At 53.9% G+C, this 14,735-nt stretch carries 13 protein-coding genes; 7 read left to right on the top strand and 6 right to left on the bottom strand.

Annotated features, from left to right (window positions below; genetic code table 11):
• Positions 1-12 precede the first annotated feature (12 nt).
• Together LEPIL_RS07745 and LEPIL_RS07740 are read left to right on the top strand one after the other, a co-directional pair.
• Positions 13-915 carry an extracellular catalytic domain type 1 short-chain-length polyhydroxyalkanoate depolymerase gene (locus tag LEPIL_RS07745; RefSeq protein WP_143464747.1) on the top strand — a complete coding sequence of 301 codons (903 nt, stop codon included), beginning with the start codon at positions 13-15 and terminating at the stop codon, positions 913-915.
• A gap of 11 nt (positions 916-926) precedes the next feature.
• Positions 927-2,807, top strand: a complete 1,881-nt coding sequence (locus LEPIL_RS07740) for a right-handed parallel beta-helix repeat-containing protein (RefSeq protein WP_002771576.1) — start codon at positions 927-929, stop codon at positions 2,805-2,807.
• Here the strand turns inward: LEPIL_RS07740 and LEPIL_RS22900 are convergent.
• Positions 2,772-3,541 (bottom strand): IS5 family transposase gene (locus tag LEPIL_RS22900; protein WP_086004569.1). Its coding sequence is split into 2 segments (ribosomal slippage): positions 2,772-3,196 and positions 3,196-3,541, totalling 771 coding nucleotides; the frame shifts between segments, so codons are not numbered across the junction. The genes LEPIL_RS07740 and LEPIL_RS22900 overlap by 36 nt on opposite strands.
• Before the next feature lie 225 nt (positions 3,542-3,766).
• On the opposite strand from LEPIL_RS22900, the gene LEPIL_RS07730 reads away from it, so the two are divergent.
• The gene (locus LEPIL_RS07730; protein WP_002771574.1) at positions 3,767-4,738 is read left to right on the top strand and encodes an MBL fold metallo-hydrolase; all 972 of its coding nucleotides are present in this window, start codon (positions 3,767-3,769) and stop codon (positions 4,736-4,738) included.
• Positions 4,739-4,744: 6 nt separating this feature from the next.
• Here LEPIL_RS07730 and LEPIL_RS07725 read toward each other — a convergent pair whose 3' ends face one another.
• Positions 4,745-5,659 carry a phosphoribosylaminoimidazolesuccinocarboxamide synthase gene (locus tag LEPIL_RS07725; protein WP_002771572.1) on the bottom strand — a complete coding sequence of 305 codons (915 nt, stop codon included), beginning with the start codon at positions 5,657-5,659 and terminating at the stop codon, positions 4,745-4,747.
• 30 nt (positions 5,660-5,689) lie between these two features.
• The gene (locus LEPIL_RS21825; RefSeq protein ID WP_002771570.1) at positions 5,690-6,292 is read right to left on the bottom strand and encodes a YkgJ family cysteine cluster protein; all 603 of its coding nucleotides are present in this window, start codon (positions 6,290-6,292) and stop codon (positions 5,690-5,692) included.
• 69 nt (positions 6,293-6,361) lie between these two features.
• Here LEPIL_RS21825 and LEPIL_RS07715 point away from each other — a divergent pair, with 69 nt between their 5' ends.
• The 4 genes from LEPIL_RS07715 to LEPIL_RS23910 all read left to right on the top strand — a co-directional run bounded on the left by LEPIL_RS07715 (position 6,362) and on the right by LEPIL_RS23910 (position 12,254).
• On the top strand, positions 6,362-8,110 hold the full coding sequence (locus LEPIL_RS07715; RefSeq protein ID WP_002771568.1) for a flagellar hook-length control protein FliK: 1,749 nt from the start codon (positions 6,362-6,364) through the stop codon (positions 8,108-8,110).
• Positions 8,111-8,138: 28 nt separating this feature from the next.
• Entirely contained in the window at positions 8,139-9,077 is a 939-nt protein-coding gene (locus LEPIL_RS21820; protein ID WP_002771565.1) for a flagellar hook capping FlgD N-terminal domain-containing protein, read from the top strand.
• 67 nt (positions 9,078-9,144) lie between these two features.
• Complete coding sequence (gene flgE, locus LEPIL_RS07705) at positions 9,145-10,536, top strand: flagellar hook protein FlgE (RefSeq protein ID WP_002771559.1); 1,392 nt, start codon at positions 9,145-9,147, stop codon at positions 10,534-10,536.
• A gap of 500 nt (positions 10,537-11,036) precedes the next feature.
• On the top strand, positions 11,037-12,254 hold the full coding sequence (locus tag LEPIL_RS23910) for an RNHCP domain-containing protein (protein ID WP_002771555.1): 1,218 nt from the start codon (positions 11,037-11,039) through the stop codon (positions 12,252-12,254).
• A 91-nt stretch (positions 12,255-12,345) separates the two neighbouring features.
• Here the strand turns inward: LEPIL_RS23910 and LEPIL_RS07695 are convergent, their stop codons facing one another.
• From LEPIL_RS07695 to LEPIL_RS21815, 3 genes are all read right to left on the bottom strand, one after another.
• A complete protein-coding gene (locus LEPIL_RS07695) occupies positions 12,346-12,828 on the bottom strand; it encodes a VOC family protein (protein ID WP_002771548.1) in 483 nt (160 codons plus the stop codon).
• A gap of 202 nt (positions 12,829-13,030) precedes the next feature.
• Positions 13,031-13,546: a hypothetical protein gene (locus tag LEPIL_RS07690; RefSeq protein WP_002771546.1), complete on the bottom strand. Its 516-nt coding sequence runs from the start codon at positions 13,544-13,546 to the stop codon at positions 13,031-13,033.
• A gap of 49 nt (positions 13,547-13,595) precedes the next feature.
• Complete coding sequence (locus tag LEPIL_RS21815; protein ID WP_002771544.1) at positions 13,596-14,624, bottom strand: M23 family metallopeptidase; 1,029 nt, start codon at positions 14,622-14,624, stop codon at positions 13,596-13,598.
• Between the last annotated feature and the right edge of the window lie 111 nt (positions 14,625-14,735).

Below are 14,735 nucleotides of genomic sequence, written 5' to 3'. Positions count from 1 at the left end.
TCTTCTGAATCTGTGAAACGATTTTTCTCGCATACTCTTTTACTTATAGTCATGCTGCCGATTATGAGCGGCTGTCTCTTTCTTGTACGTCGCGCCCTTGCCGATGACGCCGTCAAAGAGATTACTATTCAGGGGGTAACTCGCCGGTATATTCTGCATGTTCCCGAAAAATATAAGCCGGGTTCTGAATCGAATCTCGTCGTCATGCTGCACGGCGGCGGCGGAAACGGCCGAAACGCCGAGCAGATGTCAGGCTTTCGAGAGCGATCCGACCGTGACGGATTCCTCGTCGTCTATCCTTATGGAACAAACCGCCTCTTTGATGAGAAGCTGTTAACCTGGAATGCCGGCAACTGCTGCGGCGCCGCTCTGGATCAGAAGGTCGACGACGTCACGTTTTTGAGGCAGCTTATTCTCTTTATCAAGAACCAGTACAACGTGAAGAAGGTTTACGTTACCGGCATGTCGAACGGAGGCATGATGACCTACCGTATGGCCTGTGAATCGGCCGATATCATCGATGGCATCGCTCCTGTCGCCGGGGCTTTGAACGTGCCTGCATGCAATCCGGCCCGACCCCTTGATGTGATTATCTTTCATGGCAGAGAAGATAAACACGTACTTTATGAAGGGGGAGAGCCTCAGGTTAAGGCCGACTCTCATGCGCGAGTGGACCGCTCCGTAGGGTTTGCCGAGACGTTCTGGCAGAAGCGCAATGGATGCCGCGATCGTAAAGCTGTAAAGGCAGGAAAGGTGGAGCGAGTCAGTTATACATGCGATGCGGGCAAGCTAACCATTATCAGCATCGACGATGAAGGCCACACCTGGCCAGGAGGAGCAAAGGGATTTTTCGGAGCCGATACACCGACTCAGGAAATCAGCGCCACCGATGCGATGCTTCAATTCTGGAAGTAGAGGTCGTATCAGTGAGACCCTCTCGACTGTTATTACCGGTAATCATTCTTCTCTCTTCTTCCATTTCTCACGTAAATGCAGAAGTGATAGCGAAGCCTTCGCGAGAACAGAAGATCGAGCAGGAAGTGAAACGATATTCCGTGCCTTCGCTTGTAAACCTATTGAAAAAGGCCGATGCGGAGGGCCGTGTTATCCCTCTTGAATCTTTTTCTTTGACTGAGCCGCATCGCCTGCTTGATGCGGATATAATGAACCGTCCGGCAGGGCATGTGCATCCTGCGCTGCTGGATGAACGGTATTATGCGGTAACGGAAGACCGAGAATCGCAAAAAGATCTTTCATATATGGAAGAGCTTCGGGACCGACTGTATTATGTGATTCTGGATGCAGAATTCCGGAGACCTGAGTTCGCGTTTACGTTTTATATGTGGGACTTTCATCTTTCACTTCATTTCGAGTATGATGATAGTGGTAAGCTGGTCGGAGTTAATAGTTACCAGATGCTGTGGCCGGAAGATCGATCGGCGCCGAAACTTCTGGATAAATTTTTGTATGAACTACCATTGATTGATTCGTATATGTACCGCCGCATTACTTTCAAACGTTCAGCCGCTTTCTATGAAACGAGGTATATATCTACTGATGGAGGGACAACGGTAAGGTCGTTTGTATACCCTTTCGGGGAGGATGGAAGACGAGCAGAAGCTGCCTGTTTTGAATTTCTTGAGTCCATTGAAGGACGTCTCTTTGCAAAGTTGAGTGGAGCCTCCGAATGCAGGTACTTCCACAACGCAGACTTCAGCACTGGTGTCGATTACGGAGTCGGTTATGATTTGCGTATGTCTCTTCGAGAGATTGGGATGCCTGTAGACGGTCTTGTCGAATTCCTCAACTATCGGTATCCCGGTTTACAGATTGAGGATCTGTCAGTTGAAATTGACTATCAGGCTGAAAGGGTTCAATTTTTTAAGAACCAGTTCATTGTTTTGAAGTATAGTTCGAAAGGAAAGTCATGGAATATTGAATTGCCAGATGCCCGCCTTTCCTGGCACGCACCTGATCCAACAGAGTTAAATGGATTTTCACCTGTTATGATTTCTGTTGTCTTTAAGAATCGTACTGTGAAGAGGCACCTGACGGAAGAGGAATTGTTCGATATTGAGAGAGAAGCCAGGCTGCGAAAGCCTTATATTCCAGATCTGCATCCATTGTTGAAGATGTATCTTATTGAGCGCCTTAAAGAAAAGGAAGTCCCACCAACGCAGAGACGCCTTTACGCTGTCTCGTCCGCACAGGCCTTCGATCTTCAGAGAATCATAGATTCTTCGCGTCCTGGCGATACGATTCGATTGCATGCCGGCACCTACAGGCTTGATAAAACCCTGAAATTGATAGATAAAAGCTATCTGACGCTGACTGCCGATCCTGGTGCTGAAATACTGATCAGCGATCCGCATGCTCCTGTGATTGAAATGGTTCGAGGGAATCAGGTGCGACTGGAAGGCTTTCGCGCAAAGCATGAGGCAGCAGATGGCTGTTCCACTCCGGTAATTTCGATTAAGGATTCTCGCCATATTGTGCTACGGCATCTTGATCTGAATGGGTCGGGCACGCATGCAGTTCTCTTGTATTTCAGCCGTGATATCCTGATCGAGCATAACTACTTGCACAGCAATTCACATGCAGCCTTCGAGATGCAGTCTGCCCTTAAAAAAGTGGTGATCCGATTCAACCGCATAGAGAATAACCCGCAAGTATTTCAAGATTCATTTTTGCCTGGAACCGGTGAGATTGAATTCTATGGCAATACCGGCCAACCGCTAACGCGTCAACGGTGCAAAAAATTACAAGCCATCTCAAAAATGCCTGAGGAGGATAACGATACAGCCTAACCGGACAAACGAAAGGTAGTTCTCCCAGTACCTCTCGAATCGATTGAGTATTCTGCGAAAATTCTGGAGCCAGGCAAAGAGTCTTTCGACCTTCCATCTGCGTTTATATCGACGCAGCTCCCGCCCATCCTGTGTGCTCTCCTTTTTCCGGCCCCGTCTATGCGGGGCTATCATCTTGATTTTTCTCTTTCGAAGTTGTTTATCCAATTTATCGGAATCATAAGCTCGGTCACCGATAATCCTTCGAGGAGTTTTTCTTGTGAACTTATGATCAATAGTCTTCTCTACGAGAGTGACTTCATGTGGCGAAGCGCTTTCAATCCAGCAGGCGATAGGAAGACCGGAAGCGTCTGCCATTGCCATGATCTTGGTCCCTTTGCCACGCTTTGTTTTCCCGATTTTGAGCCCCCTTTTTTAGCCGAAACGAATGTTCCGTCTATGAAGCTCTCTTCAATGTCAATTCCACCACGTTCTTCAAGGTCTCTCGCCAGAGCCAGGAGAATCTTTTCAATTGTGCCGTTACGAGTCCACTCCTGAAAGCGACGATGACAACTCTGGTAAGAAGGATACCTATCCGGTAGATCCTGCCAGCGGGCTCCAGTTTTCAGAATCCACAAGATTCCATTTAAAATACTTCGGGGATCAATTCTCTCCCGCCCCCTCCCGTCTTCTCGTGGCTTTGGTTCTTTGATAAGCGGCTTTATGATCTTCCATTGGGCATCTGTGATATCCATGAGAGAACTCCTATAGGAGCTATCACCGCACAGCCCCCTCAGCAGTACAAGCAAAAAGTACTTGTCAGTAGTTTGTATTTGAGATGGCTTCTAGAAGAGAAGAAGGGGGATCGATATGTTAGATGCGGGCGATATCAATGATCCTGTCCCTGAAACCCTGCACCAGAATGGAAGCCCATATGGTTTCGGCTTGACGCATCTTCTCTGCACTATTATCCTCGCGGCATGTACAGCTTTGATACCGAGAACGGAATCGGCACGATTGACTGCCACTACGTCAAGCCTCTGCTCGCCTGCGCCTATATCATGGTCGACGGCGATGACGTTGCCTTCGTCGAGAACAATACCTCGCTTGCCGTTCCCTATCTGCTTGATGCTCTGAAAGAGCTGGGTAAAACGCCCGAGCAGGTCAAATACGTCATCATCACACACGTGCATCTCGATCATGCCGGTGGTTCGGGCCTGCTGATGCAGCACTGCAAGAATGCCACGCTGATCGCGCATCCGAAGGCCGGGCGTCATATGGTCGATCCGTCGCGCCTGATCGCCAGCTCCATACAGGTCTATGGCGAAGAGCCCTTTCGCCGTCTCTACGGCGAGATCGTGCCCGTCGCCGAAGAGCGCGTTCAGCTCATGAATGACGGCGACGAACTGAGGCTCGGCTCGCGCACGCTGCGCTTCTTTCATACAAGAGGTCACGCCAATCATCACTTCTGCATCTATGATTCGAAATCGAACGGCGTCTTTACCGGAGATACGTTCGGCATCGCCTATCCGGTCTTGCAGAAAGGCGGGCCGTATATCTATCCGACAAGCACGCCGACAGACTTTGATCCGGCCGAGGCGCGCCTCAGTCTGACGAAGATTCGCGAGACGGGCTGTTCGCGCCTGTATCTCACGCATTTCGGCGAGTTCACCGCCCTTGACGACGGCGAGGCGCAGATGCGCGAAGGTCTCGACTTTCTTGAAGGCCTGCTTGACGAATCCATTCGCGGATTAAAGGCCGGCCAGTCGTTTGAAGTCATGCAGGGCTACGTCGCCTCGTCGATACTCGAACGCATGAAAGGCGAGGTGGAGAGGCGTGAGTTCTATGTCGATGAAGAGGGCGAAGAGATGATGCGCCTGGACGCCGAACTGAACGCCCAGGGCATCGTCTTTGCCGCCTCGCGCAAGGCAAAGGCCGAGAAGCCGGTTTGAGAGGTCTTAGAGCACGCTCTGAATGCGCCGTTCAATCTCGCGATAAAGCCCGATCGTTTTCTCGATGACGTCAGCCGGAAGCGGAGGCGCGGGCGGCGTCTTATTCCAGCCCGTGCGTTCGAGATAATCCCTGATATATTGCTTGTCGAAACCCGGAGCGGTCTCGCCCGGCCTGTACAGGGCCTTATCCCAGAAGCGGCTCGAATCGGGGGTTAACGCCTCGTCTATCAGGACGATACGTCCATCAAGAAGGCCGAACTCGAACTTCGTATCGCAGAGCAGAATTCCGACGTTTTCCATCTGTGCTGATGCCTCGCGAAAAAGAGCGATCGAGATCTTCTCAAGGCGATCGGTCAGCTCCGCGCCGACGCGCTGTCGCATGAAATCGACCGTAACGTTTTCGTCGTGTTTACCCGTATCCTCTTTCGTCGCCGGAGTGAAGATCGGTTCGGGTAACCTTTGGCCCTGTTGCATGCCGGCGGGCAGAGCATGTCCACAGACGGCGCCCGTGCGCTGATAATCCTTCCAGCCCGAACCGGCCAGATAGCCGCGTACGACGCATTCGAAATCGACGCGCTGCGTTTTGCGGGCCAGAACGGCTCGATTGCGGAACGGCTCATGGTTGCGATAAGGCTCGGGGAACTGCTCTATCTGATCGGTGATCAGATGGTCGTCGAAGTCGAGGATCTGCTCGAGCGGCCGATGATCGTCTGCCTGCGAGATCGTGCGTCCGCCTCGAAAATGTTTGAACCACCGCGTCGATACGCCGGTAAGAATCTCGCCTTTGCCGACGACGGGCTCGTCAAAGACGACGTCGAAGGCTGAGATACGATCCGAGGCGACAAGGATCATCGCCTCGCCGGCATCATACAGGTCGCGGACCTTGCCGCGATAAAAGGGCTGGGGAATCAGTTCGCTCATATACGCTCCTGCCAGCGAATCTGGCCGGAATCAGAGGTAAAGGGTTTTCGAGCCCGGAGGCTGCAATCGCGCGAAGCCGTCTTCGGTGCGGTTCGTTTCGACGACGATTGTGCGCAGAGAAAACTCCTCTCCGTCGCCCTTCTTCACGCCCGGACAGAAATCCTTCAGCCATTCGTAGCTCTCGCGGCTTTCAAAATTCGACGTCCAGAACGGGAAGGTGCGACACTGAAGCGGGCGTACCTCGTAGACCGTGCATTTGCCGTCTTTGCCGAGCAGGGCGCAGGCCTTCGCCGTCTGATGCAAGAAGAGCCCGTTCTTGCGCCTCTGTACGAGTCGGGTGTGCAGTCGCTCCCACTTCGCATCGGAAAGCTTGAGCGCTGCGCGGATGTTCTCAAGATCTTCGGCCGTGAAATAAACGACTCCAGGCCCACGGCAGCATTTACCGCAGGCCGTGCAGCTCCAGCGAAAGGCCTCGTCTTCAAGGGCCTGCTGAACCTGCAGCATGCTGACGCTGTGCGGGATTTTCTGCCCGTCAGAGGATTTGCCCGCGACATAATGTTGCTCGGTGTCGCGCGAAAGCGGATGTGCGGTCGCAGCGGTGCGATGGATCAGAGATTTTAGCGATTCGAACATCGGGAAGGACCGGTTTGCTTCGTTTTTCCCTCATGCAAACCTCTTTTTTCCTCGAAACTGGAATCAGACATGGAACTTCAGAGCGTTGCCTTAGCTGAACGAACGGAACTGCCGAACCTGCGCCCCGCAAAGGTGCGGACAGAGTCGCCGTCGGCCTTTTTCGAAATGCTTTCTGCGCGAAACGCAGGCGAACCGATGCAGAGCATGGTCACGGCTGCCCTGCCGTTCGAAAGCGTCGAGCCTTCAATTCCGACCGGTTCGGATCGTCTGCATGAAGAGCTTTCGCCCGCTCGCATGCCGTTCGACGACCATCCCACCTTTAATGATAGAAACGATGCATCGTCGCAAGATAGCGATGCTCAGGCTGCTCGCGAAGAGGCCGACAGAGTAGCGACGGCCCGACGCGAAGAGCGAGCCGAAGAAGAGAGAGCTACAGAAGAGAAACACAGAAAAGCGAGCGAAGATGCAAGCAGAAGCCATACTACAAACGAAGAGTCGAATCAGGCGGCGGATTCAAACTCCGTAGCCGGACGCACGAAAAAAACCGCCGGGGAATCGGCCGCCGAGGAAGCGAACACCGAAGCGAACACCGAAGCTAACACCGAAGCAGCAGAGGAAGCGATCCAGAAGAAGGCCGCGAACACTGAGACCGGTGAGACTCATGTAAAACCCGCAGCACAGAGCGTAGCCGGCGGGCCTGCATCCGCACAGGCAGAGAAAGCCGCTCGCACGATCGAGGCGTTAGTCGGATCGCTTTCCGGAACGCTGCGCGGCGAAACAACAAAAGAAGCCGTTGCGAAGGCCTCGACTGGAAAGGGCAGCAATTTTCAGGTGATCGACGCCGAGGCGAGAGAGTCCATCTCTGAAGTAAGCGGTAGATCGCAGCAAGCGCGCAAACAGGGAGCGGCACCTGATGCTGCCTCTTTGCAGTCGGGTATGCGAGATCGAAAGGCCGATAAGAGCACGGATTCCGCAGATGCCTCACTGGCAACCGGAGTCGCCGGCCGAACGAAGATTGATAGCGAGATTCAACTCGGCCATATCGTAACGGCATCGGTAGATGCAAAGGCCGATCTGAAAGACCGAGTTATACTTGATTCCGATAAATGGAACGTCGTTTCGACGAAACCCTCACGCCGAGAGATGCCGAAGTCCGAGAATCAGGACTCGGGAAAAGGCGAGAGCCAGCGCGACTTCAAAGAACCCGGACTTCGCTTCGACGCTCTGAAGGCGCTGGAGCGTCCTGCAACCGCACAGGAACTTGAGAAGGGCGTGCGTAGCGGCCTGAACGAGCTTGTCAAAAAGGCTAACGTGCAGATCGGGCAGCAGGGTAACGCCTCGGCGCAGATCCGCATGAACCCCGATCATCTCGGATTCATGAGCGTCGAGATGAAGGTCGAACAGAATCGCGTCGTTCTGAAAATCCTCGTTGATCGTGAAGACGTACTCGAACAGCTCAAAAAAGATCTTGATGTGCTTCGCGCCGAATTCGGCAAAAGCGGACTGCAGATCGACTCGCTGTCTCTGAAACTGCGCGAGAGCTTCAATACGGCATTCCAGAGCGATACACAGGACGGCAAGGATTTCAGCTTCCAGGGCTCTGACGATCAGCGGCGCGACGAGAGGGCTCAGGACAGGCAAGACAGCGCAAGCGGATACTTTGAATCCGCCTTTACGACGTCTGAGATCGAAGCGATCGAGCCGTCGCGAAACGAAGCCATCAGACCGACACACAGGGAGCGCGGACAGGCGGGCTATGAAAGCCAGTTAGTCATGAACTTTCATCAATCGACCGATCACCGGTCCTTTCGGGCTTAGGTCTGTTAAAAAGCGGTAAGAGGAATTTATGGAACCAGTATCATCAGAACAACTTCGCAGTCAGTATCTGAACACGGATCGCTCCGTGAATATTCAGGATACACTGAAGCAGCAACAGCAGCTTCAGGAAGGCGGACTCGACGGCATTGAGATCCGTCAGGGAGCGAAGAATCTCGGAAAGGACGATTTTCTCAAGCTGCTGATAACGCAGCTTTCGCATCAGGATCCGACGCAGCCGGTGTCAGACCAGCAGTTCATCGCTCAGATGGCACAGTTCTCGTCGCTTGAACAGATGCAGAATATAGCAACGGGCATCTCGAAGATGGGCGAACGTCAGGCCTATGGCATGGTCGGCAAGTTCGTGGTCGGTAAGGATTTTGCCACGGGCGAGATGGTGAGCGGCATTGCAAAGGCTCTTTTCTATGATAACGCCGGTCAGGCCTTTTTAAAGGTCGGAGGCCGCGCCGTCCATCTGAATGATGTGACGCTTGTGGGCGACGCCTCAGACTTTCGCCGTGATGTGGGCGGGCTCGGTGAAGCCGAACAGGGACCTGCGCAAACCGCGCAGCCCGGTGTAGCGCCGAATGCGAATCGACCCGGCACGGAAAGTCAGAGCAGCACACCTGGCGTTGTTCCCGGTAGCGATCCGTCGACTCCCGAAACAGCGGATCCGGCCACTTCGAAAACTGAAGCTTCAGCTCAGCCCGATGTCGGCAACGATACTGCTTCGCCGCAAACGCAAGCCTCTCCGTCACAGACTGATGCCCCTCTGGTGAAAGAGGCGTCGAGCGAAAAAGCCCTGATCGAAAAAGCGACTCAGCAACCGGAGAATCATCAAGTTCCCGCTGAAAAGACCGACAGTACGAAAGAGCCGAAGATCGAGCGGATCAATTCCCGCATGCGATCGGAGCTCGAACGCAGTTATGGTTATACGGCTTCGATTTCCAGTCGAAGCTTCGCCGGATGATCCGGCTGGATGAATGGTTAACAGGAAGCCGCCACGGCTTCGAGGCATTTGAAGGAGAAACAGATATATGATGCGCTCGCTTTACTCCGGTGTTTCCGGATTGAAGAATCACCAGGTCCGGATGGATGTCATCGGGCATAACGTCTCGAACGTAAACACGCACGGCTACAAGGCCGAGCGCGTGAACTTCATGGACCTGATCAGTCAGGAAATCGCCGGTGCATCCGAACCGAAAGAGAATATCGGGGGAATCAACTCGCAGCAGGTCGGCCTCGGGGCTCTGATCGCTTCGATTGATAAAATCATGACGCAGGGCTCGCTGCAGACGACCGGCAAGAACACTGACGTCGCCGTCTCGGGCGAAGGCTTTTTCGTTATCCGTGACGGGAACAAGCAGTTTTATACACGTGCCGGATTCTTCAACATCGACCGTGACGGCTACTACGTGCATCCGGGCACGGGCCTTCGCGTGCAGGGCTGGAATTCGCGCACCGACGATAAAGGCAATTCCTACATCAACTCATCGGCCACAGTAGAAGACATTCGCATTCCTCTGTATCAGAAGAAGCCGGCAAAGGCCACGACCGAGGTCGTCTACGAATCGAACCTGAATCAGGCCGTCGAGATCGTGCCCGCCGATGCCACAGCCGAGCAGATCCGCGATTTCATCGAAGGACCGGCCGATAAGCGCCGAGGACATGCGACGACGATTAACGTCTATGATCCTGAAGGCAACAAGCGAGAGCTGCGCCTGGAATTCTGGAAGACGGGCGAGAACCGCTGGACGGGCCGCGTGAATATGGAGAACGCCACGCAGGTGAGCGTGAACGTAACGGGTCCAGGCAATGTCGATACGGCCGTTCCGGGAAACGATCGCTTTGAACTGGGCTTCTCAAGCGACGGACGTCTTGTTTCGGTAAGCGACGGATCAGATACCCTGAACGACGGCAAGCTCCAGCTCCAGCTTTCGTATCGCATTCCCGGTAACCCTGAGCCGCAGACGATCAACCTGAATATGGGCGAATCGGGCGAGGTAAAGGGCATTACGCAGTATGCCTCGTCGTTCACGACACGGGCAAAAGAGCAGGACGGCTTTCCGATGGGATACCTCGAAGCCTTCAGCATTGATAACACCGGAACGATCGTCGGCACCTATTCGAACGGCGTCAAAGAGCCGCTCGCTCGCATCGCCCTTGCCACGTTTACAAACCCGGCCGGATTGACGAAAGAAGGCGAGACGAAGTTCGCCTATTCGATGAACTCGGGCGATCCGAACATCGGCGAGGCAGGCATCGCAGGAAGAGGCAAGATCAACGCCGGATTGCTTGAAATGTCGAACGTTGATCTTTCGGATCAGTTCACCGACATGATCGTCACGCAGCGCGGCTTTCAGGCGAACTCGCGGACGATTACCACTACCGATCAGATGATTCAGGAAGTTCTCGGATTGAAACGATAATCTGAATTCTGATACTGATTCGTAATTTCGTAAATGGCCGGATCTTTCCGGCCATTTTGTTTTTCGCTTGCCTGCACGGTGGGCGAGGGTAACCTCTCTCCGTCTGACAGGAGGATTTACGATGGGACAATCTATTGATCTGGTGATTATTCTGGTCGCCTTCAGCCTTGCATTCACAGCCGGTATGGGCGTGTACGCCTATTTCCTTCTGAAAAAGAAGCTGAAGTAATGGAGCAGGGGGCTGCAAGGCCCCCTCTCACCTCCGTCTTTTCCTGCGTACAGAAAACCTGTTATTGACATTCTAAGTTCGCTTCACTATCATAAAGAACCGCCCCGAGCTATTAATTAGAGAGAACAAACGGAATTCGTATTATGAAACATAAGGCCATTGTCACGGATTACTCGAATGAATCGGGATCGAAGATAATCTTCGGGTAATCGGCCAAACCCCATCTTCTGATCGGATTCATCGAGCAGCCATCCAGCTGGCCGTCTCATACATGAATTACGAATCCGATGGCTTTCTTTCGAGAAAGCATTCGAAAAAAAAGAAACACAGCGAATCCAGCCGTAGCGGTCTGGAGCAGTCGGTCACGGCCGTGCAGGCCGTCGACGGCATTGTTCTTCGCTGTGACGGGCGCAGTGCACGCGTATCTCTGCCCGATGGATCAATCACCTCGTGTACGCTAACGGACGAACGACCCGTCGCCGGCGATCGCGTTCTTGTCTCGCCGCAGGGTCGGATTGTCCGCATCCTTGAATCTGAAGGGAATCTATACCGCGAATCTACGACCGGCAGCAGAAGAATCGCCGCCGGTGTGCAGCATCTGCTGTTGTTCCTGCCTCTGGAGGAGCGCAGGTCAACGCCAGTCTTCATTGAAGCGATGCAGAGACAGGTGCAGCAGCTTCGGGAGCAGGGGATGCAGATGGATCTCACGCTTGTCGTGGATTCAGAGGCGCATGAGATCGACCCATCCATTCCCGCAATCGTTCGTTCTTCTATTGTTCGTTCCTACGAGCAAAGGGACCGGATTCTCGATCGTCTTCGCGGACGACGCACCGCCCTGATCGGCCCGTCTGGCAGCGGCAAGACGACCTTTCTCAGGTGGCTACAGGCCGAAGACGAATCGCGGCAGAATGACTCACGGCCCTCTCTGGCAACCCATGACAGGAATCCTCACGAAAATCCTGTCGGGGGTCCAGAGAGGGCGCATGCGAAGCCTGCTATTCAACGCACCTCGGTCATCGAGCTCTTTTTGTTTCAGGGATTGCAGATCATCGATATGCCTGGCTCCGATCGTCCGCCATTGCTGCTTGAAGAGCAATCTTCAGAAGCGCGAGCAAAAGCGGCGCAAACAAAGTATGTGGCCGATGAGTCCGATTATACGTTCCGCTGCCGCCATTGTGGTCAGCTGATCGGCACGGCCGGCGCCGGCACAAAGAACCGGAATCACTGTCCGCATTGCCTTCATAGCCTGCATGTGGATAACGATCCCGGCGATCGCGCCTCGCTCTGTCGTTCGGTCATGGAGCCGATCTCCGTCTGGGTGCGCAGGGACGGAGAATGGGCTCTTCTGCATCGATGCAAATCTTGCGGAACGATTCACTCGAATCGCATCGCCGCCGACGACAACGAGACGATGTTGCTTTCGCTCGCCGTACGTCCGCTTGCGAATCCGGCGTTTTCGCTGGAGAGGTTAGGCGCAGAGGCGAAATGATGCTAATCCGAGGCTGTCCTGAAACCAGCCATGAGTTTCAGGACAGCTTCGACGCATACTCTGTTGCCAGAACCCTCCTGGGAACGGGTTCTTATCTCGCGTTCTCTAAGATATCGGCTACGGTTTTCTGGCCGAGCTGCTCGGCGAGGGCTATCATGATGCCCTCAGGTCCGCGCAGATAGCAGAGCCTGTAGATGTCTTCGTAATTTACGACTTCGCCGATCAGCTCGGCTCCGTGCCTTTTAAGGCGAACGATGACGTCGTCGATGTCGGTGACGGCGAACATAAGGCGACGCAGGCCGAGCGTATTTACGGGAGCTTTTTCATCTGACCTGATCGCCTTCGGCCTGTGAAAGCGACTCAGTTCGATGCGACTGTGCCCGTCGGGCGTACGTAGCATGGCGATGTCGCACTTAGCGTCGGTGAGACCGATGATGCGATCCACCCAGGCCCCTTCGACCGTTGTCTCCCCTTCGAGCTCGAGGCCCAGCTCAAGAAAGAAAGCGATCATTGCCTTGAGATCATCGACCATGATGCCAACGTTATCCATGCGCAGAAGCTTATTCTCAGACATATCGGGTTCTCCTGTTATGCATATGTAATGGATATTCTCGTATGCGCCCACCGATAAAGCGACGGAAGTGATGAAAGTCAATATGACATAATCTGAATGCCATTTTCTCGTAAGGCCTGCGTGACATAATCGGTTGCACGTGAAACGACGTTTCACAGCGATGCAGAAACAAAGACGGGCGAATGAAATAGCCTCTTAGGCATTAACTGCGAAGACTCATCAGGTTTTTGATCATCGTATCGATAAGGCCGCCGAGTCTTTCATTCGCATCTTTGAGCTTCGATTCAGGCACGGTGTAGACATACGCAGGAGAATGCAACAGGCCCTCAATCTGGACGAAGGTCGATCCGGGTCGTGTACAGCGATCGATTGCCGCGAGACTGCAAAACTGGCAGCGGGTGCTTCCATCGTCTATTGAGCCATAAGCTTCGCTATACCGATCAAAGCCCTGTAAGCAGAGTGCACAGCTCCTGTAACCGAGCAGCGGATACAGGTCGGCGTAGTATTTGGCCGGAACTGGCCGCTCTGATATATAACGATAAGCACGTCGGATGATGCGCCACTTAATAAGGCTGAGGTCGACGGCATTTCGTCCACGGCGCATCTGCGCGCGTATAACCCTTTCGTTCAGATAAGCGGCTTTTTTCGCCGACGGAAGCTCGCTGCGATTGATACGGTGAGCGTCCGCGGCTCGATCCTCTGAAGAATAATAATCCATGGGATGCCTCTAAAAGCTCGGTCGAGCCGACAGAACAGGCGGGCAGCGATCAGTTCGCATGAAAGGCGCGGCAGCGAGCCGTGCTGAGATCCTTCGCACAGACGAAGGGCTTCGGATCGGTGCGCGCGCTGGGGCCGTTCCATACCTCATAGTGCAGGTGGACTCCGGTTACGCGACCCGTGCTGCCCATAAAACCGACGATGGTTCCAGGCACGACGCGCTGGCCGGAACGCACGGCGATACGTTCCATATGCCCGTAGAGGGTCTGGAAGCCGAAGCCGTGCTTGATGACGACGGCATTGCCGTAGCCTGCATCCCAGTTCATGACGGTGACGACCTCGCCCTCGGCGGTCGCCTCGACGGGAGTGCCGCGGGCACCGGCCATATCAAGACCGGAATGGAATTCCATCTGAGCCCCGCTTACAGGATCGACGCGTATGCCGTAATCGGACGTATCTCGATAGCCGGCGCGGATCGGTCGGCCGAGCGGCATGCGGTTATAGACGCTGTAGCCTTTTTCAACGGTGAAGCGCAGCGATTCGAGAAGAAAGAGATCTTCGTTTGTGGCCGAATTCAGGCCGGCAACGACATAGGTGGAGTGCAGATAATCGGTGTTTGCCGCAAGCCGGCTGATCACCTCTTTCTTGAGCGACTGTTCGCCGAACTCCCGCGAGCTGACGCTGGTGGGCAACAGGTCCAGAGAGGCCGACGAGAAATTCGTCAGGCGGGCGATCTCTTCGAGATTCTCTCTGAGCTGACGCTGCTTTTTCACAAGCAGAGAGGCCTGTTTATCGATATTGTAGGCAGCCGTATAGTTAATACCGTACAGCTCCTGCTGCTTCTCGATTTCGATGGCCTTCTCGCGGTGAACGTAGTATCCGTAAAAACTGAGAAAGATGGAAAGCACGATACTGCCGGCAATGAAGCCGATCATATGCCAGTTCATATGCACGGTGAAGACGCGATCGTTCCCGTGCGGAATAAACATGATGGTCAACCGCTCCCGACCCTTACGATCGAGACGATTCGGAATGGACCCGATGCCGTCACGGACCTGACGGCCGATGCGTTTTCCCATCTCCTTCAAAGCGGTTTCAGCTTCTCTGCCTGGCGCATACGGTCAATATTTTCTTTACTCAGGCTTATCAGGCGAAAAAAAGACCCTTGCCGGCCCGTCGCCGATCCTGGA

This window comes from Leptonema illini DSM 21528, assembly GCF_000243335.1.
Taxonomy (GTDB): Bacteria; Spirochaetota; Leptospiria; order Leptospirales; family Leptonemataceae; genus Leptonema; species Leptonema illini.
Note: the sequence above shows the minus strand (reverse complement) of the source record. Positions and strands in the feature narration are given on the sequence as shown.